Source organism: Devosia sp. Z11_6, from assembly GCF_058133665.1.
Window position 1 is genome coordinate 346053 of the sequence record NZ_JBYUNQ010000001.1, and the last position, 19688, is coordinate 365740.

Below are 19688 nucleotides of genomic sequence, written 5' to 3' on the forward strand. Positions count from 1 at the left end.
GCCCCATACATCGAAAGCATAAGCATCAAATGTTAACAGGAACAATCACTCGCAATCTTGTGAGCGAGCGATGTGGCTATGGTGCAACGGTCTGCAAGGCCTTGTGGAAAGGCCCGCAATCGCCCAGCGATCCGCCATTCTGTCGAAGCTGTGCGGTTAAGCGGCGTCGTTAATCAACTGCTCCGCGAGGCCATATTCATGCAATTTGCGATAAAGGGTCGAGCGGCCAATCTTGAGTGCGCGGGCAACACGAGACATGCGCCCGCCATGGTGCTCGATGGCAAAAACGATCAAGGCCCGTTCGATCTCGGCTAGGGCCGCCACATTGCCGGATTCATCGAGGAAGCGGTCTTCGACGGGGCTGGTTTCGAGCATTTCGCGCTGGCGCGGCGGAGCGTTATCGATGTGAACCGGCGCGGCAGGCACCGGCATGGCCGCGAGTGAAAGAATGGCGGCGTCGCGCCCTTGAGCATGGGCCATGATCTGGGGGAAATCGGCGGGCTCGAGGAAGGCTTCCTCACAGAGCACGGTTGCCCGATAAACAACGTTTTCCAGCTGGCGAATATTGCCGGGCCAGGGATAGCTGGCCAGCAGTTCCAAAGCTTCGGGAGAAATGCCGAGGATGCGTTTGCCAGCTTCAGCGGCAAAGCGCGCGAGGAAGTGGTTGACCAGAGCTGGGATGTCCTCGAGCCGCTGCCGGAGCGGGGGCACGTAGATGGGTAGCACGTTGAGCCGATAATAAAGGTCCTCTCGGAACTCGCCCGATTTAGCCAGATTGAGCAGGCGGCGATTGGTCGCCGAGATCACCCGCACATTGACGCGCTCCGGGCGGGCGGCGCCCAGCGGTACGATTTCGCCATCGGCGAGAACGCGCAGCAGCCGCTCCTGGGTGGCGGGAGGCAGTTCGCCCACTTCATCGATGAAGATGGTGCCGGTATGGGCTTCGGCGAACTTGCCGGGGGTATCGGCGAGGGCCCCGGCAAAGGCGCCTTTCTTGAAGCCGAAAAGCACGGCGTCGAGTTGGGAAGGGGAGATGCTGCCGCAATTGACGCTGATGAATGGCTTGCCGGCCCGATCCCCGCTGCCCCCGATGATGCGGGCGATCAATTCCTTGCCGACGCCAGTTTCGCCTTCGATCAGCACGGGTATGGGATTGCGGGCGGCCTTGCCGCAGAGGGTCAGGACGCGGGTCATGGCGGGAGCGCGGCCGATCAGGTCGGCAGCCGAGAAGGTCCCGGCGCGGCGGCTTTGTTCGGCACGGATCGCCGCTTCCAGCGCACCCAGCTTCATGGCGTTGCGCAAGGAGATCACCAGTCGCTCGGGGGCGACCGGCTTGACGAAATAGTCCACGGCGCCGTGGCGCATGGCGCTGACCACGGTTTCCAGCGACGGGTTGGCGGTCTGCACGATCACCGGCGTGGAAAGAGCTTCCCGGCGCATGGTTTCCATCACGGCCATGCCGTCGAGGTCAGGCATCACCAGGTCAAGAATCATCGCACCCAGATTGGGGTCTTCGCGCAAGATCTGCAGGGCTTGTTCGCCGCTGGTTGCGGTGAGTGGCTTGAAGCCGGCCTGATTGGCGACTTCGGCCGTCAGCCGCAATTGCACCGGGTCATCGTCGACCACCAAAACACGCGTCATGCAAAATCCACTTCTCTTGCCAGGCGCTCGAATCGCGCTGTGCGGTTTTGTGGAAGTATGCGGCCGGCAAATTAAGACAGCATTAATCATAATGGCGGGGCGCCATATTGCGGCTGGCACGATAGGCGGCGGGCGCCCCTTTTCATCCCGTGAGGTGCTGGCTATGGTCCGCCCCTCACCAAGAACCGCGCTGGAGAACCCCGATGACCGAACAAGCCGCGAGCCAGAAGGGGCACAATCAATTGGGTACCTTGCCGGTCTGGGATCTCAACGATCTTTACCCGGGACGCGAGAGCCCTGAGTTTGCCGCCGCCTTGCAGCAGGCCAAGGATGATGCCGCGCGCTTTGAGAGCGACTACAAGGGCAAGCTCGCTGAGCTAACCCGGGCGGGCAAGCTCACCGAGGTGATCAAGCGCAGCGAAGCGCTGGCGGATCTGAGCGGGCGCATCGGCTCGTTCGCCTTTTTGCAATATGCGCAGCGATCCACCGATCCCGACCGGGCCAAGTTCATGGGCGACACCAACCAGGCGCTGACGGATCTCTCCACGCGCATTCTGTTTTTCGAGCTCGAGCTCAACCGGATCGAGGATGCCGATCTTGACGCGGCGTTTAAGCGCGATCCGGAACTGGCGCGCTACCGCACCTGGTTCGCCGAGTTGCGCAAGGCCAAGCCCTATCAGCTTGACGAAAAGCTCGAGGAGCTGTTCCACGACAAGTCGGTCACGGCCTTTTCAGCCTGGAACCGCTTGTTCGACGAGACCATGGCCAGCCTCGAATTCGAGGTCGATGGGGAGGTGCTCAAGCTTGAGGAAACCCTGCATCTGCTGTCCGAGCCCGAGGAGAAGCGGCGCGAAAGCGCGTTCCATGCCTTGGCCAAGACCTTGCGCGAGAATGGACGCTTGTTCACCCACATCACCAATGTGCTGGCCAAGGACAAGGAAATCTCCGATCGCTGGCGCGGCTTTGAGGACATCGCCGACAGCCGGCACATGGCCAATTCGGTGGAGCGCGAAGTGGTGGATGCGCTGCAATCCGCCGTCCAGGAGGCCTATCCACGGCTGTCGCACCGCTACTACAAGATGAAGGCCAAGTGGTTCGGCAAGGACCAGCTCAATGCCTGGGACCGCAATGCGCCCTTGCCGACAAGCGACGAGCGGACCTTTGATTGGGAAACCGCCAGATCCACCGTGCTGGAGGCCTATGGCCGGTTTTCGCCTGACCTGGCGGAAGTCGCAGCGCCGTTTTTCGATAGCGGATGGATCGACGCTCCAGTGGGCAATGGCAAGCTCTCGGGCGCCTTTGCTCATCCCACGGTGCCGAGTGCGCATCCCTATCTGATGCTCAACTATATGGGCCGCTCGCGCGACGTGATGACGCTGGCCCATGAGTTGGGTCACGGTGTCCATCAAAGGCTGGCGGCGGCGCAGGGGCCGATCCTGAGCAATACGCCGTTGACCCTGGCCGAGACGGCGAGTGTCTTCGGTGAGATGCTGACCTTCCGGTACCTGCTGGAAAAGACCACCGACCCCAAGCAGCGCTTTGCCCTCTTAGCCTCCAAGGTGGAGGACATGCTCAATACGGTGGTGCGGCAGATTGCCTTTTACACGTTCGAGCGGCGGGTGCACACGGCACGTCGGCAGGGCGAGCTGCGCACTGAGGAAATCAATGCCATCTGGTTGGAAGTTCAGGCGGAATCGTTGGGTGAGGGGATCATTCCCAACGAGGGCTATGACATCTTCTGGGCCTATGTGCCGCACTTCATCCACTCGCCCTTTTATGTCTATGCTTATGCCTTCGGTGACTGCCTTGTGAACTCGCTTTACGCGCAGTATGAGAAGGCCGACGAGGGCTTTGCGGAGCGGTATTTCGAGCTGTTGAAGGCTGGTGGATCCAAGCACCATACGGAACTGCTGGCGCCATTCGGGCTTGATGCCAAGGATCCGCAGTTCTGGTCGCTGGGACTTGGCATGATCGAGCGACTGATCGACGAGCTGGAAAGCACGAGCCCCTGAACGCCTCCGGGCAGATGAACACGACGAATTTCGAGGACCAAATGGCCGCAGAAGACCACCCAGCCCATTCCCACCTGCATCCACCGCTCCAGCATGAATCGGCGATGGACTATTCCCAGCATGAGTCGACCTATGCGCGCTTTGTGACGCTGGTGAAGTGGACCACGATCTCGATCGCGGCAGTGATCGTGCTGCTCTACATCTTCGTGAGGCCGTAAGCGGCAACCTGCTCTAGTAGTGCGGAGGAGGGGGTTCGGTGCGGGGATCAGCGATAAAGCCACCCGCCCGGACTTGCTCCTCCAGCACGGTAAGCCGTCGGGTGAGCCCGTCAATCACGCGCCACTGCTCGGTAATGGTGGCATTCAAGTCTTCGATGGTCTGATCCTGGAAAGCGACGCGCGTTTCCAGTGCCTCCAGACGCGCTGACGAGTCGAGCTCAGTCGTCACGATATTCTCCCAGAAGTGTACAAGCAGGGCATGGTATGGGCGGGCGTTAACGGTCCCTTCACGAGGGCGTGTTTCCCAAAAAGGAACTCCTAAGGCCCCGCGGCCATTGGTTTGCAAGAATTTAGCAACCAGTGAGAGCCAAAATGGCCACCTTCACGGCAGTTACCCACAACTTTCCTTCGCTGCTCGATGCCGATCGGCATGACGGGATTGGCGCGGGACTGAGCGCTGCCCTCCCGCTGCTGGGTCTGGTTGCTGCCTATGGTGCTGCCGAAGCGCTTGGTGTCCAGCCGGTACTGCATGCGCCGCTGGGCCTACCGGAGTGGACGGGTGCTTTGGCGCTTGCCATCAGCCTGCCGCTTTGGGGCGCTGCCCGGTGGCTGGTGGCCGGGCGTGGCTATGAAGGGCGCTCAGCGGCGCGCTGGATTGTTGCGTTGATGGTCGGCGCGATCCTTGCACCATTCCTGCTGACCGTGGCCGATCCCTTCATGAGCACGGTTGTTTCCATGGTGCTGATGCTGATCGGCCTGGCCGCCGCCGGGCGTGCCGCAAGCGTCTCGGGCCGCGCCACGCTGTTGGTGCTGCCAGGCCTTGCGTGGCTGGGCTTTGGCGCCGTGCTTGGCTTTGGCGTTGTCGCGGGCGGCTGGTCGCCACCATTTGCGGTCACCCAGGGCGGCGACGCGTAATTGATGGCAGTGGGATTGTCCCCCGCTCCATTTCGCGCGACATGATGGCAAACAACGGGCCGCGTTGGCTCAAGGATTTGCCATGTCACCTATCCTCAAAATTGATGTGTTCACCGATGTCGTGTGCCCCTGGTGCCTTGTCGGCTCCGCTCGGCTCGATCAGGCCGTGGCGGCGCTGCCTGACGACATCGACGTCATCATTGAAAATCATCCCTTTTACCTCGATGCCAATACGCCCGCCGAGGGCGTGGATGTTGGCGAAATGCTGCGCCAGCGTTATGGCCGTGATCCTGCCGAGATGTGGGAGCGAGTGGAAAGCGAAGCGCTCAAGGCAGGGATCGAGCTTGATCTCTCCCGCCAGCCGCGGATGTATCCGACGGCAAAGGCCCACACTATCACCCGGTTGAGCAAGCCGCTCGGCATTCAGCACGAATTGGCCAATGCCATAGCCGAGGCTTATTTTCTCGAGCACCGGCAGATCTTTGACGACAATGTGCTGGCCGACATTGCGGCCTCGTTCGGCTTTGACCGGGGCGATGCGCTTGATGCCATGAATGATGAGCATGAGCTGGCAATCACCCAGCAGTTGGCTGAGCAGGCGGCAGCCCAAGGCATTACCGGGGTGCCCTTCTTTGTGTTCGGCGAGAAATATGCCCTGTCCGGTGCGCAGCCCCCTGAGGTGTTCGCCCAGGCTTTGGACAAGACCATTTCGGAGTTCTAGATGCGGATTGTTGGGAGATTGGTTGCCGGGCTGGCGGTGCTGGTGGTGCTCGGCTATGCCGCGGTTGTTGGGTATATGTATTTCAACCAGCGCAGCCTGCAGTACTTCCTTGAGGGGGAGGTGACGCCACTCGAGGCGGCGGGGATCGCTGGGGCCGAAGTGGTGGCGATTCCCTCAGGCGATGGCGTGGTCAATGGCTGGTACAAGGCGCCTGAGCCGGGCAAGCCGCTGATCGTTTATTACAAGGGCAATAGCGGCAGCTTTTCGGCCGAGAATGAGCGCTTCGCACAATGGGCGTCGGAAGGCTTTGGGTTCCTAGCATTTGATTATCGCGGCTTCCCCGCTTCCCCTGGTTCGGTGAGCCAGGATGGCATTCTAACCGACGCCTTGGCCGCGTTCGATTGGGCGGCGGAGAAGGGCTATCCCATTGTTATCTGGGGGAGATCCCTGGGTTCGGGGCCGTCGACCTATGTCGCGAGTGAGCGGGATGCGGCGGCGTTGCTGCTGGAAACGCCGTTCCTGTCGGCGGTGACGGTGGCCGGGGAGCGCTATCCGATGCTGCCGGTGTACTGGGTGATGCAGGACCAGTTCCCCGTCAATGAGTGGATCGTGGATGTGGCCGAGCCGGTGCTGGTGGCGCATGGGACTGCGGACACGACGATCGATGTTAGCAATGGCGAGAGGTTATACGAGCTTGTTCCCAACAAGGATGAGCTATGGATCGAGCCGGGCGGGACCCATGTGGACCTGTGGGAGCGGGGTATCTGGCCCGAGCATGCGCGGCCGTTCTTTGAGCGGGTGGTCCCTGCAGCCGGAGGCTGAAGGGCCAAAAGCATAACGCCGCCCCGAAAGGAGCGGCGTTATGAACGCATTATGAATGAATTCTGAACGACTTAGGTGCGGGGCAGCGTGCTTGCGCTTGGGCGAGCGGGCTGACCGGGACGTGCCGTTGGAGTTGGAGCGGGCAGACCGCCTTCACGCTGGGCGCGCTTACGAGCCAGCTTGCGAGCGCGGCGCACGGCCTCGGCCTTCTGACGCGCCTTCTTCTCGGAGGGCTTCTCGTAGTAGTTGCGCAGCTTCATCTCGCGGAAGACGCCTTCGCGCTGCAGCTTCTTCTTGAGCGCGCGCAGCGCCTGATCAACGTTGTTATCGCGAACGACTACTTGCAAAGGTCAACCGCCCCTTAAAGCCTGGTGAAATATGATTGGATGGAAGCGCCGCGACCAAATAAAGCCACGTCGCCGACCAGCAGGGCCGGTCACCGTGGGGGCTCTATAGCCCAACCCCGCGGACTTGTCCACCTTTGCAAGCGAAAAAGCCCAAGTTTAGGGCCGGTCCGGCTGCAACAGGCGATTGATATGGCCCATCTTGCGACCGGGCCGCGTTTCCAGTTTGCCATAAAGGTGAGGCTGGGTGAAGCCTTGCAGCGAAGTGGGCACCCGGCCGACCTCGTCACCCACCAGATTCTCCATGACAACATCGGCGAGTCGGGCGGGATCGCCGAGCGGCCAGCCGAGAATCGCCCGGATGTGCTGCTCGAACTGATCGGTGAGGCAGACCGCCTCGGTCCAGTGACCGGAATTATGTACGCGCGGCGCGATTTCGTTCACCAGCAGGGTAGGGCGCGACTCGCCTGGGACAACAAAGAACTCGACGCCCAGCACGCCGACATAATCGAGGGCGACGACAATCGCTTTGGCGATCATGCCGGCATGCTTGGCGAGCGCGGGGGGAATCGCCGCCGGTACGGTGCTGGTCGCGAGGATGTGGTTGCGGTGCACATTCTCGGCCGGCTCGTAGCTGCGCACCTCGCCGGAAAGGCTGCGGGCAACAACGACAGAGATCTCCTGGCTGAAGGGGATGAAGGCTTCGAGCACGAGCGGCTTGGGGGCGAGCGCAGCAAAAGCCTCGGCAGCTTCGGCGCGATCACGCAGCACCCGCTGTCCCTTGCCGTCATAGCCGAGGCGGGTGGTCTTGAGCACGGCGGGCAAACCGAGCTCGGCCATGGCGGTTTGCAGTTGATCGAGTGATTCCACTGCCCGATAAGGGGCTACCGGTATGTTCTTGGAGGCAAGGAAGGCTTTTTCGGCCAGGCGGTCCTGCGACACGGCCAGTGCCTGAGCGCCCGGGCGCAGGGGCCTCCGCTCAGCGAGAAAGGCTGCAGTCGCGGCGGGGACGTTCTCGAACTCGTAGGTGATCACATCGACGGCATCGGCGAAGGCCGCGAGCGCCACTTCATCGTCATAGGCGGCGACGGTCTTGTGGGGGGTTACCTCGAAGGCGGGACTATCGGGGTCGGGGCAGTAGATGTGGGTGCGCATGCCCAGGCGACTGGCGGCAAGCGACAGCATCCGGCCGAGCTGACCACCGCCAAGGATGCCAATGGTGGTCCCGGGCGGCAGGGGCGTGGTGTCGGGCATGATCTACTCGGTGTCGGTGGGGAAAAGCGGAACGGAAGCGGTCTGGTTGGCGCGATAGGCATCGAGCCGTTCAGCAAGCTCGTCGTCATGCAACGCCAATACGGCAGCGGCGAGGAGGGCGGCGTTGATGGCGCCGGGCTCACCGATGGCGAGGGTGCCGACCGGGATGCCGCCGGGCATCTGCACAATGGACAGGAGGCTATCCTGGCCCGAAAGTGCCCTGGAGCGCACCGGCACGCCAAACACGGGCAGCGGGGTCATGGCGGCGATCATGCCGGGCAGGTGGGCGGCGCCGCCAGCGCCGGCAATGATGATCTGGAAGCCATCCGCGCGGGCTGTGGTCGCGAACTCGACCAGGCGTTCGGGCGTGCGGTGCGCGGAAACGATGCGCGCCTCATATTCCACATCGAGCGCTTCGAGCGTTTCGGCGGCAAGGCGCATGGTGGGCCAATCGGACTGGCTGCCCATGACAATCGCAACGGCTGGTTTGGTGAGCATGGCCTCGGTCCCCCCGCGGGCTGCACAAAGGCCGCTCCTAGCCCAATTGTTGCCACAACTCAAGCGGGGGAGGGGTCAGGCGATGATGTCGGGCAGGAGAATATTTTCGAGTTGGACGATGCGATCCTTGAGCGCGAGCTTGCGCTTCTTGAGCCGCTGAATCAGCATTCGGTCGGCAAAAGCCGAGCCGGTCAGGGTGTGGATGGCAGCGTCAAGATCGGCGTGTTCCTGGCGTTTCGTGGCCAGTTCAAGCCCGAGGCCGGCTTCCTGTTCCTTGGTCAGCGGCAGCATCGAACGGCGGTTCCCCCAGGGCACGCAACATTGTTCCCCATTACCCGATCCGGCGGCGTTTTGCACACGGATTTGATCGGCGGATCTATTGTCATCGACAAGTCACATTTTATCTGGAACCTTAGCGTCGTCCAGTCAGGCGTAAGGAGTTGTCATGACGACTGAAGGCCACATCGCGGCGTTGGAGCGCCGTCATCAGGAGTTGGATCGTCAGATCCAGGCGGAGCTGCAGAACAAGCCGCTCGATGATCTCACGGTGAGCGCGTTGAAGCGAAAGAAGCTCGAAATCAAGGACGAACTCTACAAATTCAATAGCGGCATGCAGTAAGCACTGCGCTCCAACACAGTTGGACCGGGAAGGCCATGGCGGGAGCTGTGGCCTTTTTTGTTGCGCTCAGAGACCGAGGAACACCGCCCGCACGCCATCCCAGATCAGCTTGAGCGCCAGGAAGAACACGAGCCCATAGGCGATCTGGTAGAAGAGGGTGACGGAGATGCGCCGCACCAGCCAGATGCCGATCAGCACGCCGGCAACGCCCACCGGGATCAGCGCGGCGGACAGGGTGAGATTCTGGACGGAGAGCTGGCCCAGGAAGAAATAGGGGATCAGCTTGGCCGAGTTCACGGCGCCAAAGAAGATGGCATTGGTGCCCGAATAAATTGGCGGCGGCAGGCGCCGGGGCAGAACATAGATCTGGAAGGGTGGGCCGCCAGTGTGGGACACAAAGCTGGTGAAGCCGGCAAAGCCGCCCCAGAACCCGCCCCATGGCGTGGAGGGTGGTAGCCCCTCGAGCTTTTTGCGCAGTGGCAAAACAGCGTCGAGCACAAAAAGCAGGGTGATGATGCCGACAAAGAGCAGCACCATGGCGTCGGAAACCACCGACCAAAGCGCCCAGCCGATCAGCGTGCCGACCGCGGCGCCGGGCAGCATGATCTTGAGAATGTGCCAGCTGAACTGCTGGCGATAGGCGTAGATGGCGATGGCGTCCATGGCCAGCAGCACTGGCAGCATCATGCCGGCGGCATCGCGGGCCGGCATGATGAGGGTGAGGAGGGGGACGCCGACAACGCCCAGGCCGCCCAGCAGGCCGGCCTTGGACAGGCCAACGATCAGAACCGCAAGGCCGGCCACTGAAACAAAGTAGAGGTCGACCATGGAGCGGAGCTGTTCGGGGCTAGAGGATTAGTTGTCGCTGTTGCTCTTGAGGGACTTGAGCTTGGAGAACACCGAGTCGGCATCGAACTCGTTGTGCTGGTCAGAAGAGCGACGCGTGCTTTCCTCGTCATTGTAGCCTTCGGCATCGGAATGACCGCGCGCACCGGAACGCGCGAGCGCTTCCTCGGCCGTCATCAGCATGGTGCCTTCCTCGGCAACTTCGGAGCCCACAACGCCCTTGGACGCGCGGCCAACTTCGAGATCGAGATCGATCTGGCTGCACAGGCCCAGCGTCACCGGATCCATAGGGGTCAGGTTGGCCGAGTTCCAGTGGGTGGATTCACGCACCGAATCGATCGTGGACTTGGTGGTGCCGACCAGACGCATGATCTGCGCGTCCTTGAGTTCGGGGTGGTTGCGCACCAGCCACTTGATGGCATTGGGGCGCTCATTGCGACGCGAAATGGGGGTATAGCGCGGGCCCTTGCGCTTGGCAGCGGCAACGCGGACCTTGGGATCGGACAGCTTGAGACGATAATTGGGATCAGCCTCGGCCTTTTCGATCTCCTCGCGGGTCAACTGGCCATTCTGAATGGGGTTCACGCCCATGATGCCGCCGGCAACGTCGCCATCGGCGATGCCTTGCACTTCGAGCGGGTGAAGCGTGCAGAAAGCTGCGATCTGCTCGAAGGACAACGCCGTGTTGTCGACGAGCCAGACAGCTGTTGCCTTGGGCATCAACAAGGGTTGGGTCATCGTCAAATCACTCCTGGTGGCGCGGCCGGTATTCCTCCGGGCCGCTCCGCCTCTTTGCTTCATGCTGAGGGGGAATGACCACAATATATGGCGTCAGGGCCTGATCCGCAATGGCTATAACGGCGGTTCCCCAGCCCCAAAGGCCGTGAGAAGCACGATCTTGCCGGCATGGGCGCGCTGTTCCATGGCCTGATGCGCCTCGGCCGCCTCCTCGAGCGGAAAGGTGGTCAGCGCCGGACGGACGAAGCCGGGACGCTCAAGCGCGGGCAGCAGATCGGCGCGGATCCGGGCGGCAATGGCCGCCTTGGTGGCCGCGCTTTGCGGGCGCAGGGTGGAGCCGGAGATGGTCAGTTGCTTGGCCATGAGCGTGCCCAAGGAAATCTTGGCGCTGCTGCCGGCAAGGGTCGCGATCTGGACGATATGGCCACCACGGGCGCTCGCGGCAATGCTGACGGCTGCCATGGCGCCGCCCAGGAGATCAACCACCCGATCAACCCCGCGCCCCTCAGTAAGCGCCAAAGCGCGCTCGGCGATATCGTCGCGCATGCGGTCAATGGTGGCCACGGCCCCCATTTTTTCGGCATAGGCCGCCTTTTCCGGCGAGGACACGACACCGATGGGGCGAGCGCCGAGAATAGCGGAGATAGCGACGGCGGCGCCGCCAATGCCACCGGCAGCGCCATGCACCAGAACGCTCATGCCCGATTCGAGCCCCGAACGCATGACGAGGGTCTGGGTGACGGTGAACCAGGTTTCGGGCAGGGCTGCCGCCTCGGGCAGGCTCCAACCATTTGGAACGGGCAAGACCTGGCCGGCGGGGACTGCGACATATTGGGCGTAACCGCCGCCATTGGTCAGGGCCATGACGCGGTCACCGACCTGCCAGCCTGACACATCGGCGCCAAGGGCCGCGATTTTCCCGGCCACTTCGAGGCCGAGCAGGGGCGACGCGCCGGGGGGTGGATCATAAACTCCACGGCGCTGGGCGAGGTCGGGCCCGTTGACGCCGGCCGCAGCAACCCGGATCAGCACGTCGCCGTTGCCACAGGCAGGCAGTGGCATTTGGATGGGCGCAAGCATTTCGGGGCCGCCCGGCTCGGTGATAGCGATGGTGGTCATGGTAGCGGGAATGGTCATGGGGCCATGCTGGCCCATGTGGCCTTGCCCGGCAAGGGGGAGCGGTTAAGCTGCCCCGGCGACAGGAAAGGACGGCAAGATGGAAGACGAGGTAAGCGGCAAGCCCAAGAGCCACGAGATCGGCAGCGTGCTGGACGCTCTTTCAGTGACGGAGCTCGAGGGGCGCATCGTTTTGCTGGAGGCTGAAATCGAGCGGCTGCGGGCCGCCATCGCCGCACGCGGGGCAACGCGCAAGGCAGCGGAGGCGGCCTTCAAGCTCTAAGAACCTGCAAAGGGGCAGGGTTAAAAAATCTTGCGCCATTAACGGGCAATTAATCCGGACGAGTTAGGGTGTTGTTATCCAGATGGTTTTTGGATCAGAGATTTCTTCCTCTGTTTGACCCCTCCCTGTAAACTTCGAGAGCCGCCCTTCGCGGCTCTTTTTCTTTTTGCCGGCCACCATTTGGCCCATTAAGGCTGCTTTTATGCTCGCGCAGCGGCAAGCGTGACGGGCAGGGTGTTTCGTCCTATCATGACGCAGTGCGAGAGCGAGGAACGAGATGGCTGAGGCTGGCGAATCCGGGCAGGCAATATCGATTGGTCCGCGCATTGTGGCTTCGGGCGGTTTCGACCTGCTGTATCGCGAAGGCATGGCGCTGATCGAAGAGGTCGCGGGCTATCTCGACGGGCATGGGCGGGCGGAAAGCCAGTTGCTGGGGCGCGAGGCCTCGTTTTTATACGCCACCGAATCCATGCGGCTGACGACCCGGCTGATGCAGCTGGCATCGTGGCTCTTGCTGCAGCGCGCCGTCAACGAAGGCGAGATCAGCAAGGAAAATGCCCGCTCCGAAAAGGAGAAGGTCAAGTTTTCGGCGACGCCGTCGCAGCGCGGAGGGCCGGGCTATGAGCTGCTGCCCGAAGCCTTGCGGCTTTATATCGACAAGGGCGACCGGCTGTTTGATCGGGTGATGCAGTTTGACCAGATGGAGCGCGGGCGGATGCCGCAGCTCGATGGCAGCGTGGCCAATGACATTGCCGACCAGTTGTCGCGCCTCAAGGCAGCGTTCGGGCGGCCCTGACGCTCAGGCACGCGGCGCCCAGAGGATCACGGCCGCGCCCAGCAGGCAGATTGCAGCGCCCAGCAGGTCCCAGCGATCGGGGCGGATTTGTTCCACCGAAGCCATGAAGACCAGCGAGGCGGCGATATAGACCCCGCCATAGATGGCAAAGGCGCGCCCGGCGCTGTCGGTGCCGGCAAGGGCCAGGAGCCAGGCAAAGCTGGCGAGTGCCAGAAGGGCGGGGAGCCAGAGCCACGCATGCCCATGGCGCCAGGCCTGCCACACGAGATAGCAGCCGCCGATCTCGAACAAAGCGGCCAGGGCAAAGAGCGAAAGGCGCATGGTGGTGTTCCGCTGCCGGGCGCAGAAACGAAAAGCCCGGCGCAAAGGCCGGGCGAATCACTTGATAAGGGGAGTGGCTTAGATGCCGAAACCCTTGAAGCGCTCCTTGAAGCGCGAAACACGGCCGCCGCGGTCGAGCAGCTGGCCCGTGCCGCCGGTCCAGGCCGGGTGGGTGTTGGGATCGATGTCGAGCTGCAGCGTGTCGCCTTCCTTGCCGTAGGTCGAACGGGTCTGGTAGGTGGTGCCGTCGGTCATCACCACGTTGATGGTGTGGTAGTCGGGGTGGATTTCGGACTTCATCGCGGTGCCTCAAATCAAACGGGCGCCGTGGCGCCCGGAGAGCATTGAACTGGTGTTGGCGGCTTCATAGCCAAAGCCGGGGCAATCCGCAAGGGCAGGGGCGGGGCTTTTTGTCCAAGCACAAAGCCGTTGCGAGCGGGTGGCCCAGTGCATATGTAAGGCCCGCCGCGCCACCGTCGGAGGCGCCGCCAAAAGAAGTGGCTGAAGCCGAGCGATGACAGATCAAGCCGTTCCGGCAAAAGCGCCAACCCAGGCCACGCCTTCCGTGCTCAAGCCAAAGCAACTGAACCCCTTGCGGCAATTGCTGCCTTTTGTGCTGCGCTATCCAACCCGGCTGGCGCTGACCGTGCTGTTCCTGTTGATTTCGGCGATCTCCTCGCTGGCGATTCCGGCGGCGCTGGGCGGGGCGATCGATGAGGGGTTTCTGGAGCAGAACCTTGCCAATGTGGGGCGCTATAGCTGGCTGATCATCGGGATCGCCGCAGTCATGGCGATCGCGAGCGGGGCCCGGTTTTACTTCATCTCCGTGTTGGGCGAGCGGGTCCTGGCCGATTTGCGGCAGGCTTCGTTCCGGCATTTGCTCAGCCTTGATGCCCGCTATTTTGACACCCACCGGGTTGGTGAGCTGACCAGCCGCCTCAATGGCGATGTGGCAACGATCCGGGGCGCGATCGGCTCGAGCTTTTCGCTGGCCCTGCGTTCAATCGTGACCATTGTGGGTGCGGTGGCGATGATGCTGCTGACCAGCCCGATGCTGACGCTGGGCGTGGTGGTGGCGGCGCCAGCAATCCTGCTCCCGGTAATCACTTATTCACGGCGCTTGCGGCGCATGTCGCGCTCGACGCAGGACCGGTTGGCCGATCTTTCGGCCATGGCGACCGAGATGCTAGGCGCGACGCGAACGGTCAAATCCTTCACCCAGGAGGGGGTGCAGGCGCGGGCCTATGATGCGCGCAGCGAGGAAAGCTTTGCCGCTGAAGTCGCCCGCCTGACGGCGCGCTCGGTGCTGGTGGGCATGGTGATCTTTTTGGGCACCTCGGCCATCGTGTTCCTGGTCTGGTGGGGTGCCCGCTCGGTGTTCGAGGGTACGGTCACGGCCGGGCAGTTGGCGCAGTTCCTGGTTTATGCGCTGATGGCATCGGGGGCTTTGACCAATGTTTCGGAAGTGCTGGGCACGCTGCAAACGGTTGCCGGTGCAACCGAGCGATTAACCGAAATTCTCTCCACCAAATCGGAGGTCCGCGAAAAGGCGAATCCGGCCAAACTGCCGCAGCCGCCGCTCGGGACGGTGGAGTTCCGCAATGTGGCGTTTTCCTATGACCCCGAAGGTGGCGAGCCCGTGCTGCATGACCTTAGCTTCAAGGTCGACGCGGGCGAAACGGTGGCCCTGGTTGGCTCGTCCGGTTCGGGCAAGTCGACAATCCTGTCGCTGTTGCAGCGGTTTTATGATGTGACGGGCGGCGCCATCCTCGTGGACGGCATCGATGTGCGCGACGTCGCCGTTTATGATCTGCGCCAGCATTTTGCCTATGTGGAGCAGGAGCCCACCATCTTTGCCGGCACCGTGGCGGACAATATCCGCTTCGGCAAACCAGAAGCCAGCATGGCGGAAGTCGAGGCCGCGGCACGGGCAGCGTTGGTGCACGATTTCGTGCTCGACCTGCCGCTTGGCTATAATGCGGTGGTTGGCGAACGGGGTGTGATGCTTTCGGGCGGGCAGAAGCAGCGGCTCGCCATTGCCCGGGCGATCCTCAAGAATGCGCCCATCCTGCTGCTCGACGAGGCCACGAGCGCGCTCGACGCACAAAGCGAGCAATTGGTGCAGCAGGCGCTGGAATACCTGATGCGCGGGCGTACCACCCTCGTGATTGCCCACCGACTGGCGACCATTCGGGATGCCGACACGATCCTCGTACTCGATAGCGGACGCATCATCGATCAGGGCACTCATGACGAGCTGGTCCTCAAGGGCGGCCGTTATGCCGAGCTGGCCAAGCTGCAGTTCCGCGTGGACTAAGGTGCGACGGGCCGTGCCCCTTGGCGCAGCTTTATGCGCCTTTTGATTGCATTTGACCCATCCGCTGCACCCGGTGTTTGCTGGTTCCTATGTAGTATGGCGGTTCCACGTCGAGAAGATTGATCCTATGGCGTCACAGAATGATCGCCGTGCCGTGCCGCGCACGGAAACCAGGCTGGCTGTCACCATTGTTCATGGTGGCGGAGTGGCCCGCGAGGACGGCGACGTCCACAATATCTCGACCATGGGCGCCAAGATCGCCGTCCAGGCGGCCCAAGCCTTACCTGAAATTTTCTACTTGCTGATGCCGGGGCACCGTCTTGAAGTGTGCAAGGTGGTGTGGCGCAACGACAACGAAATGGGCGTGGCGTTCCAAGCGTATGGGTGAGGGGCGTTGGGCGCGTGTTCGGCCCGACAGGCTGCGCCTGCGCTGGGTGCGACAGGCTGCGCGTGCGCTGGGTGCGACAGGCTGCGCGTGCGCTGGGCTTGCTGAGCGCGACACCCAGCGGGTGCGCCGGGGCGACAAACCTTTGGTTTGCGCCGGAGCGACAAACCTTTGGTTTGCGCCGGTTAGCCTTCGGTGAGCTTGAACTCGATGCGGCGGTTGCGACGATAGGCTTCTTCTGTGTCGCCGGGATCGAGCGGGGTGAATTCGCCAAAGCCGGCGGCAACAAGCCGATTGGGCGAGACGCCGCGGGTGACGAGATACTTGGCCACAGAAATGGCGCGCGACGCCGAGAGCTCCCAGTTGGAGGGGAATTGCAGGTTCGAGATCGGGCGCCGGTCGGTGTGCCCATCGATGCGCAGCACCCAGTTGATGTCGGGCGGGATTTCCGTTTCGAGCTGCAGGATGGCATCGGCAAGGGCGTCCAGGTCGGGCGTGCCTTCGGCTTGGACATTGGCCTGACCGGGATCAAACAGCACTTCAGACTGGAACACGAAGCGGTCGCCGACCACGCGCACATCGGCGCGACCTTCAAGAATTTCACGCAGGCGGCCAAAGAAATCGGATCGGTAGCGCGCCAGGTCCTGAACGCGTTGCGCCAGCGCAACGTTAAGGCGCCGGCCAAGATCGGCGATCTGGGTGCGCGATTCGGTGTCGCGAGTTTCCGACGCCTCGAGCGCGGTTTCGAGCGCGCCGATCTGGGTGCGCAAGGCCGCGAGTTGCTGGTTCAGCAAGGCAACCTGGGCGTTGGCTTCGTCGGATAGCTCCTGCGCCTCGCTTAATTCGGTCTGCAGTCCGGCTATGGTCTGGTCGCGCCCGGCAATCCCGCTGCCGATGCCGGCCAACTGCCCGGAAAGCTGCTGGTTTTCGGCCTCGGCGCCCGAAAGGGTGGCGGTGAGATTGGCGATCTGGGCGTCAAGATCCTCGGAGTTGGCGCGTTCCAACTGCAGCAGATCGGTGAGCTCGGCAATCTGGCTGTTGAGGCGGGCAAGCGCCGTGTCGCGGCCCTGCAGTTCGGTGCCCAGGAAGAACTGGGTCAGCATGAACAGCGACAGCATGAAGATGATGACGAGCAACAGGCTCGACAGGGCGTCCACAAAGCCGGGCCAGTAATTGGCTTCCTGCCGGCGGCGCGAGCGGGCTCCCGGCATTGGCTAGTTCCGCCGTTCGGTGTCGCCCTGCGACAGGACGGCTTCGATGAGTTCGCGCAGCTTCTTGTTGGTTTCGCCCTGCTCGTTGATGTGGCGGCGCAGGTCATCCTGCTCGGTGCGGATATGCTTGACGAGGCTATCGATGCCGCGGGCGAGTTCGGCCATGGCGCGAATGGCGTTCTGCGACGAGTTTTGGCTTTGCATGGAGGTGCCGAGCCGATCGATCATGGCCTGGACCTCGGCGCCGCCGACCCCCGCATTGGCCTGCATGGCCGTGACGGGATGATCAAGCTCGGTCATCGAGGTCATCCAGTCTTCGAGATCGGTATAAAAGGCATTCTGAGCCTGGCTGGTCTGCAGATCCAGGAATCCTAGGACGAGCGAGCCGGCAAGGCCGAAGAGGGACGAGGAAAAGGCGGTGCCCATGCCCGATAGTGGGGCCGACAGGCCTTCCTTGAGATTGCCGAACAGGGACGCGCTGTCGCCCGAGGTGACATCAAGCGCATTGATGACGCCCGCCACCGAGGTCACGGTTTCCAGCAAGCCATAAAAGGTGCCCATCAAGCCCAGAAAGACGAGGAGGCCCGTAAGGTAGCGCGAGGTATCCTTGGCTTCATCGAGCCGGTTGCCCACTGAATCCAGGATGGAGCGCATGGAGGAGGGCGTGATGATCGCCTCGCCGATGCGCTCGCGCAGAATGCCGGCAACAGGGGCCAGCAGGATGGGTGGCCGGACCGTCGTGACCGTGCCGTCCTGCAGCGAGTTCACCCATTTCACTTCAGGGAACAGCCGGATTACCTGCCGGAAGGACAGGAAGATGCCGACTGCCAGGGCGAAAAAGATCATCGAGTTGATGAACGGGTTGGCCCAGAAAAATGCGACGATGGTGGAATAAAGAATGGCGCCGACCAGCGCCACGATCACCAGGAAGATGAGGATCTTGACCAGGTAAACGGTGGGACTGGAAAGATGGTAGGGATCGTATCCTTGCGTCATCTCGGTTTCCGTCGCCTCACCCGTGCACGCCACAAATCATCTGCTGTGGACAGTAAAGAGCGCCAAGGGGTGTGACAACCCTGCGAGTGCTGCAATGGGGGCGGTGTAGCAGGTTTGCCGGGCTTTTCTGCGGGCGGAGGACCCGGCTGGGCGGCTTGGCTCAGGCCGTGGTGTCGGCGGGGCCCTGCAGGCCCGGTGGCGGGGTGGCTGTTTCGGCGTCCGGATCGCGGCCGTGGAAGCGGTCGAGCGTGCGCATGACGGGCGTGACGGTCAGGCCATGCAAGATGATCGAGAGCAGGACCACGAGGGAGACAATGGCCCAGAGCTGCTCGCCGCCAGCAAACTGGCCGTGATTGAGCCCATAGGCCATGTAATAGATCGAGCCGACGCCACGAATGCCGAAGAAGGCGATGGTGAGCTTTTCGCCACCCGTGGCCTTGTAGCCGATGAGGCCGACAAGGCCGGTGAGCGGGCGCACGACAAACAGGATCACGACCGCGGCGCCGATCTCGATCCAGCCGATGCGCGAGAGCAGGCCGCCCATGATGGCGCCGCCAAAACAAAGCAGCAGCACCATCATGGAAATGCGCTCGATCTGCTCGGTGATGTCGTGCATGTCGCGCTGGAAGTCGTGGTTGCGGTGGGCGTTACGCAGGGTCAGGGCGGTGACGAAGACGGCGAAAAAACCGTAGCAATGGATCAGCTCGGACACGCCATAGGACACAAAGGTCGCGGCAATGGCGATGAGGCCATCGCCTGTCTTGGCCAACGGTTCGCCGGGCACCTTGAAGGTCAGCCAGCCAAAGATGTGGCCCACGAGCCAGCCGCAGCCAAGGCCTGCCACGATTTCCCAAAGCACGTTGTAGGTCAGCCAGTTGACGAGCCAGGGCTCGCCGGTGGCGGTGGCGATGCTAAGCGCAATGGCCAGATGCACGAAGGGGAAGGCAAAGCCATCGTTGAGCCCGGCCTCGGAGGTGAGCGCGAAGCGCACGGTGTCCTCGCCGCCCTCGTGGGGCGGGCCAACCTGCACATCGGCGGCCAGCACCGGGTCGGTGGGCGCAAGCGCGGCCGCGAGCAGCAGGGCCGGGATCCAGTGTAGGCCCAGCAGGCCGGTGCCGACTCCAACAATGGCGAGGATGCCGAGAGGCATGGTGATCAGCAGCAGGCGCCAGGTGATGGCCCAGTCGCGGAAGCGAAAGACGCGGTCGATCTTGAGGCCGGCCCCCATCAGCGCGATGATCACGACGAACTCGGTAAGCCGCTCGGTGATATAGGGGTGGGCGATTGGCGAGGTGTCGATGGGCAGCCGCAGCAAGCCGACAAGGGCGGCGCCAATCGCCAGGCACACGACGGGCAGCGACAAGGGCATCCGGCGGAGCGCTAGCGGCAGCCACGCCACAAGGGCGATCAGGAGCCCGGCGCCAGTCATGGCGACGATGTAAAGGTCGGGGGCCCAGTCGTTCATGGTGGATCGCTCCCGTCCTGGCGTAGCGTCAACGCATGATAGTGCGCTTAAGTCGCAAGGCTGGAGGGGCTTTGAGCAAATATACCGGTCGTGCAGGAGCGCAACCTTGGGGCTGCCAAGAGGGTTGTGTGCCTTGTTCACCTCACTGCCGCTGATTTTGCGCAGCACGT

24 protein-coding genes are annotated in these 19688 nt (G+C 62.6%); 10 read left to right on the forward strand and 14 right to left on the reverse strand.

The genetic code is table 11. The features are described 5' to 3' along the window. Positions 1-156: 156 nt before the first annotated feature. Positions 157-1641 (reverse strand): sigma-54-dependent transcriptional regulator, encoded by a 1485-nt coding sequence (locus tag AC3YMN_RS01615; protein ID WP_489888686.1) that lies wholly within the window; start codon positions 1639-1641, stop codon positions 157-159. Between the two features lie 203 nt (positions 1642-1844). Between AC3YMN_RS01615 and AC3YMN_RS01620 the strand changes: the two genes are divergently transcribed. Both AC3YMN_RS01620 and AC3YMN_RS01625 read left to right on the forward strand, forming a co-directional pair. Continuing rightward, positions 1845-3653, forward strand: coding sequence for a M3 family oligoendopeptidase (locus tag AC3YMN_RS01620; protein WP_489888687.1), 1809 nt, complete (start codon positions 1845-1847; stop codon positions 3651-3653). A 41-nt stretch (positions 3654-3694) separates the two neighbouring features. Next, positions 3695-3871, forward strand: coding sequence for an aa3-type cytochrome c oxidase subunit IV (locus tag AC3YMN_RS01625; RefSeq protein ID WP_127753998.1), 177 nt, complete (start codon positions 3695-3697; stop codon positions 3869-3871). Positions 3872-3884: 13 nt separating this feature from the next. Here the strand turns inward: AC3YMN_RS01625 and AC3YMN_RS01630 are convergent, their stop codons facing one another. Continuing rightward, positions 3885-4100 carry a SlyX family protein gene (locus AC3YMN_RS01630; protein ID WP_489888688.1) on the reverse strand — a complete coding sequence of 72 codons (216 nt, stop codon included), beginning with the start codon at positions 4098-4100 and terminating at the stop codon, positions 3885-3887. 143 nt (positions 4101-4243) lie between these two features. On the opposite strand from AC3YMN_RS01630, the gene AC3YMN_RS01635 reads away from it, so the two are divergent. From AC3YMN_RS01635 to AC3YMN_RS01645, 3 genes are all read left to right on the forward strand, one after another. Further along, on the forward strand, positions 4244-4786 hold the full coding sequence (locus tag AC3YMN_RS01635) for a tryptophan-rich sensory protein (protein ID WP_127753996.1): 543 nt from the start codon (positions 4244-4246) through the stop codon (positions 4784-4786). 82 nt (positions 4787-4868) lie between these two features. After that, positions 4869-5507, forward strand: a complete 639-nt coding sequence (locus tag AC3YMN_RS01640; RefSeq protein WP_172124162.1) for a DsbA family oxidoreductase — start codon at positions 4869-4871, stop codon at positions 5505-5507. Next, on the forward strand, positions 5508-6329 hold the full coding sequence (locus tag AC3YMN_RS01645; protein WP_489888689.1) for an alpha/beta hydrolase: 822 nt from the start codon (positions 5508-5510) through the stop codon (positions 6327-6329). It abuts the gene before it with no gap. Positions 6330-6400: 71 nt separating this feature from the next. Here AC3YMN_RS01645 and rpsU read toward each other — a convergent pair whose 3' ends face one another. The 4 genes from rpsU to AC3YMN_RS01665 form a co-directional block, all read right to left on the reverse strand. Then, the gene (gene rpsU, locus AC3YMN_RS01650; protein WP_127753993.1) at positions 6401-6676 is read right to left on the reverse strand and encodes a 30S ribosomal protein S21; all 276 of its coding nucleotides are present in this window, start codon (positions 6674-6676) and stop codon (positions 6401-6403) included. 156 nt (positions 6677-6832) lie between these two features. Continuing rightward, a complete protein-coding gene (locus AC3YMN_RS01655) occupies positions 6833-7927 on the reverse strand; it encodes a 5-(carboxyamino)imidazole ribonucleotide synthase (protein ID WP_489888690.1) in 1095 nt (364 codons plus the stop codon). A gap of 3 nt (positions 7928-7930) precedes the next feature. After that, positions 7931-8425 carry a 5-(carboxyamino)imidazole ribonucleotide mutase gene (gene purE, locus AC3YMN_RS01660; RefSeq protein WP_489888691.1) on the reverse strand — a complete coding sequence of 165 codons (495 nt, stop codon included), beginning with the start codon at positions 8423-8425 and terminating at the stop codon, positions 7931-7933. A 75-nt stretch (positions 8426-8500) separates the two neighbouring features. Further along, on the reverse strand, positions 8501-8716 hold the full coding sequence (locus AC3YMN_RS01665) for a YdcH family protein (protein ID WP_127753990.1): 216 nt from the start codon (positions 8714-8716) through the stop codon (positions 8501-8503). Between the two features lie 154 nt (positions 8717-8870). Here AC3YMN_RS01665 and AC3YMN_RS01670 point away from each other — a divergent pair, with 154 nt between their 5' ends. Continuing rightward, the gene (locus AC3YMN_RS01670) at positions 8871-9044 is read left to right on the forward strand and encodes a YdcH family protein (protein WP_127753989.1); all 174 of its coding nucleotides are present in this window, start codon (positions 8871-8873) and stop codon (positions 9042-9044) included. 66 nt (positions 9045-9110) lie between these two features. Here AC3YMN_RS01670 and AC3YMN_RS01675 read toward each other — a convergent pair whose 3' ends face one another. The 3 genes from AC3YMN_RS01675 to AC3YMN_RS01685 all read right to left on the reverse strand — a co-directional run bounded on the left by AC3YMN_RS01675 (position 9111) and on the right by AC3YMN_RS01685 (position 11765). Then, positions 9111-9872, reverse strand: coding sequence for a sulfite exporter TauE/SafE family protein (locus AC3YMN_RS01675; RefSeq protein ID WP_489888692.1), 762 nt, complete (start codon positions 9870-9872; stop codon positions 9111-9113). A 27-nt stretch (positions 9873-9899) separates the two neighbouring features. Further along, positions 9900-10628: a DUF1013 domain-containing protein gene (locus tag AC3YMN_RS01680; RefSeq protein ID WP_127753987.1), complete on the reverse strand. Its 729-nt coding sequence runs from the start codon at positions 10626-10628 to the stop codon at positions 9900-9902. A gap of 114 nt (positions 10629-10742) precedes the next feature. After that, positions 10743-11765, reverse strand: coding sequence for an NAD(P)H-quinone oxidoreductase (locus tag AC3YMN_RS01685; protein ID WP_489888693.1), 1023 nt, complete (start codon positions 11763-11765; stop codon positions 10743-10745). 79 nt (positions 11766-11844) lie between these two features. Here AC3YMN_RS01685 and AC3YMN_RS01690 point away from each other — a divergent pair, with 79 nt between their 5' ends. After that, positions 11845-12027 (forward strand): DUF1192 domain-containing protein, encoded by a 183-nt coding sequence (locus tag AC3YMN_RS01690; RefSeq protein WP_127753985.1) that lies wholly within the window; start codon positions 11845-11847, stop codon positions 12025-12027. Positions 12028-12304: 277 nt separating this feature from the next. Continuing rightward, positions 12305-12823: a protease adaptor protein RcdA gene (gene rcdA, locus AC3YMN_RS01695; RefSeq protein WP_127753984.1), complete on the forward strand. Its 519-nt coding sequence runs from the start codon at positions 12305-12307 to the stop codon at positions 12821-12823. 3 nt (positions 12824-12826) lie between these two features. Here rcdA and AC3YMN_RS01700 read toward each other — a convergent pair whose 3' ends face one another. Both AC3YMN_RS01700 and rpmE read right to left on the reverse strand, forming a co-directional pair. Next, positions 12827-13144, reverse strand: coding sequence for a YnfA family protein (locus AC3YMN_RS01700; protein ID WP_489888694.1), 318 nt, complete (start codon positions 13142-13144; stop codon positions 12827-12829). Between the two features lie 78 nt (positions 13145-13222). Then, positions 13223-13444, reverse strand: coding sequence for a 50S ribosomal protein L31 (gene rpmE / locus AC3YMN_RS01705; protein WP_127753982.1), 222 nt, complete (start codon positions 13442-13444; stop codon positions 13223-13225). A gap of 214 nt (positions 13445-13658) precedes the next feature. Between rpmE and AC3YMN_RS01710 the strand changes: the two genes are divergently transcribed. Together AC3YMN_RS01710 and AC3YMN_RS01715 are read left to right on the forward strand one after the other, a co-directional pair. After that, the gene (locus AC3YMN_RS01710; protein WP_489888695.1) at positions 13659-15461 is read left to right on the forward strand and encodes an ABC transporter transmembrane domain-containing protein; all 1803 of its coding nucleotides are present in this window, start codon (positions 13659-13661) and stop codon (positions 15459-15461) included. Positions 15462-15588: 127 nt separating this feature from the next. Beyond that, entirely contained in the window at positions 15589-15849 is a 261-nt protein-coding gene (locus tag AC3YMN_RS01715) for a PilZ domain-containing protein (RefSeq protein ID WP_127753980.1), read from the forward strand. 182 nt (positions 15850-16031) lie between these two features. On the opposite strand, the gene AC3YMN_RS01720 is transcribed toward AC3YMN_RS01715, so the two are convergent. The 3 genes from AC3YMN_RS01720 to AC3YMN_RS01730 form a co-directional block, all read right to left on the reverse strand. After that, positions 16032-17057, reverse strand: a complete 1026-nt coding sequence (locus tag AC3YMN_RS01720; RefSeq protein ID WP_127753979.1) for a peptidoglycan -binding protein — start codon at positions 17055-17057, stop codon at positions 16032-16034. 3 nt (positions 17058-17060) lie between these two features. After that, positions 17061-18053, reverse strand: coding sequence for a flagellar motor protein MotA (locus AC3YMN_RS01725; protein WP_127753978.1), 993 nt, complete (start codon positions 18051-18053; stop codon positions 17061-17063). A 160-nt stretch (positions 18054-18213) separates the two neighbouring features. Then, the gene (locus tag AC3YMN_RS01730) at positions 18214-19518 is read right to left on the reverse strand and encodes a cation:proton antiporter (protein WP_489888696.1); all 1305 of its coding nucleotides are present in this window, start codon (positions 19516-19518) and stop codon (positions 18214-18216) included. Positions 19519-19688 lie beyond the last annotated feature (170 nt).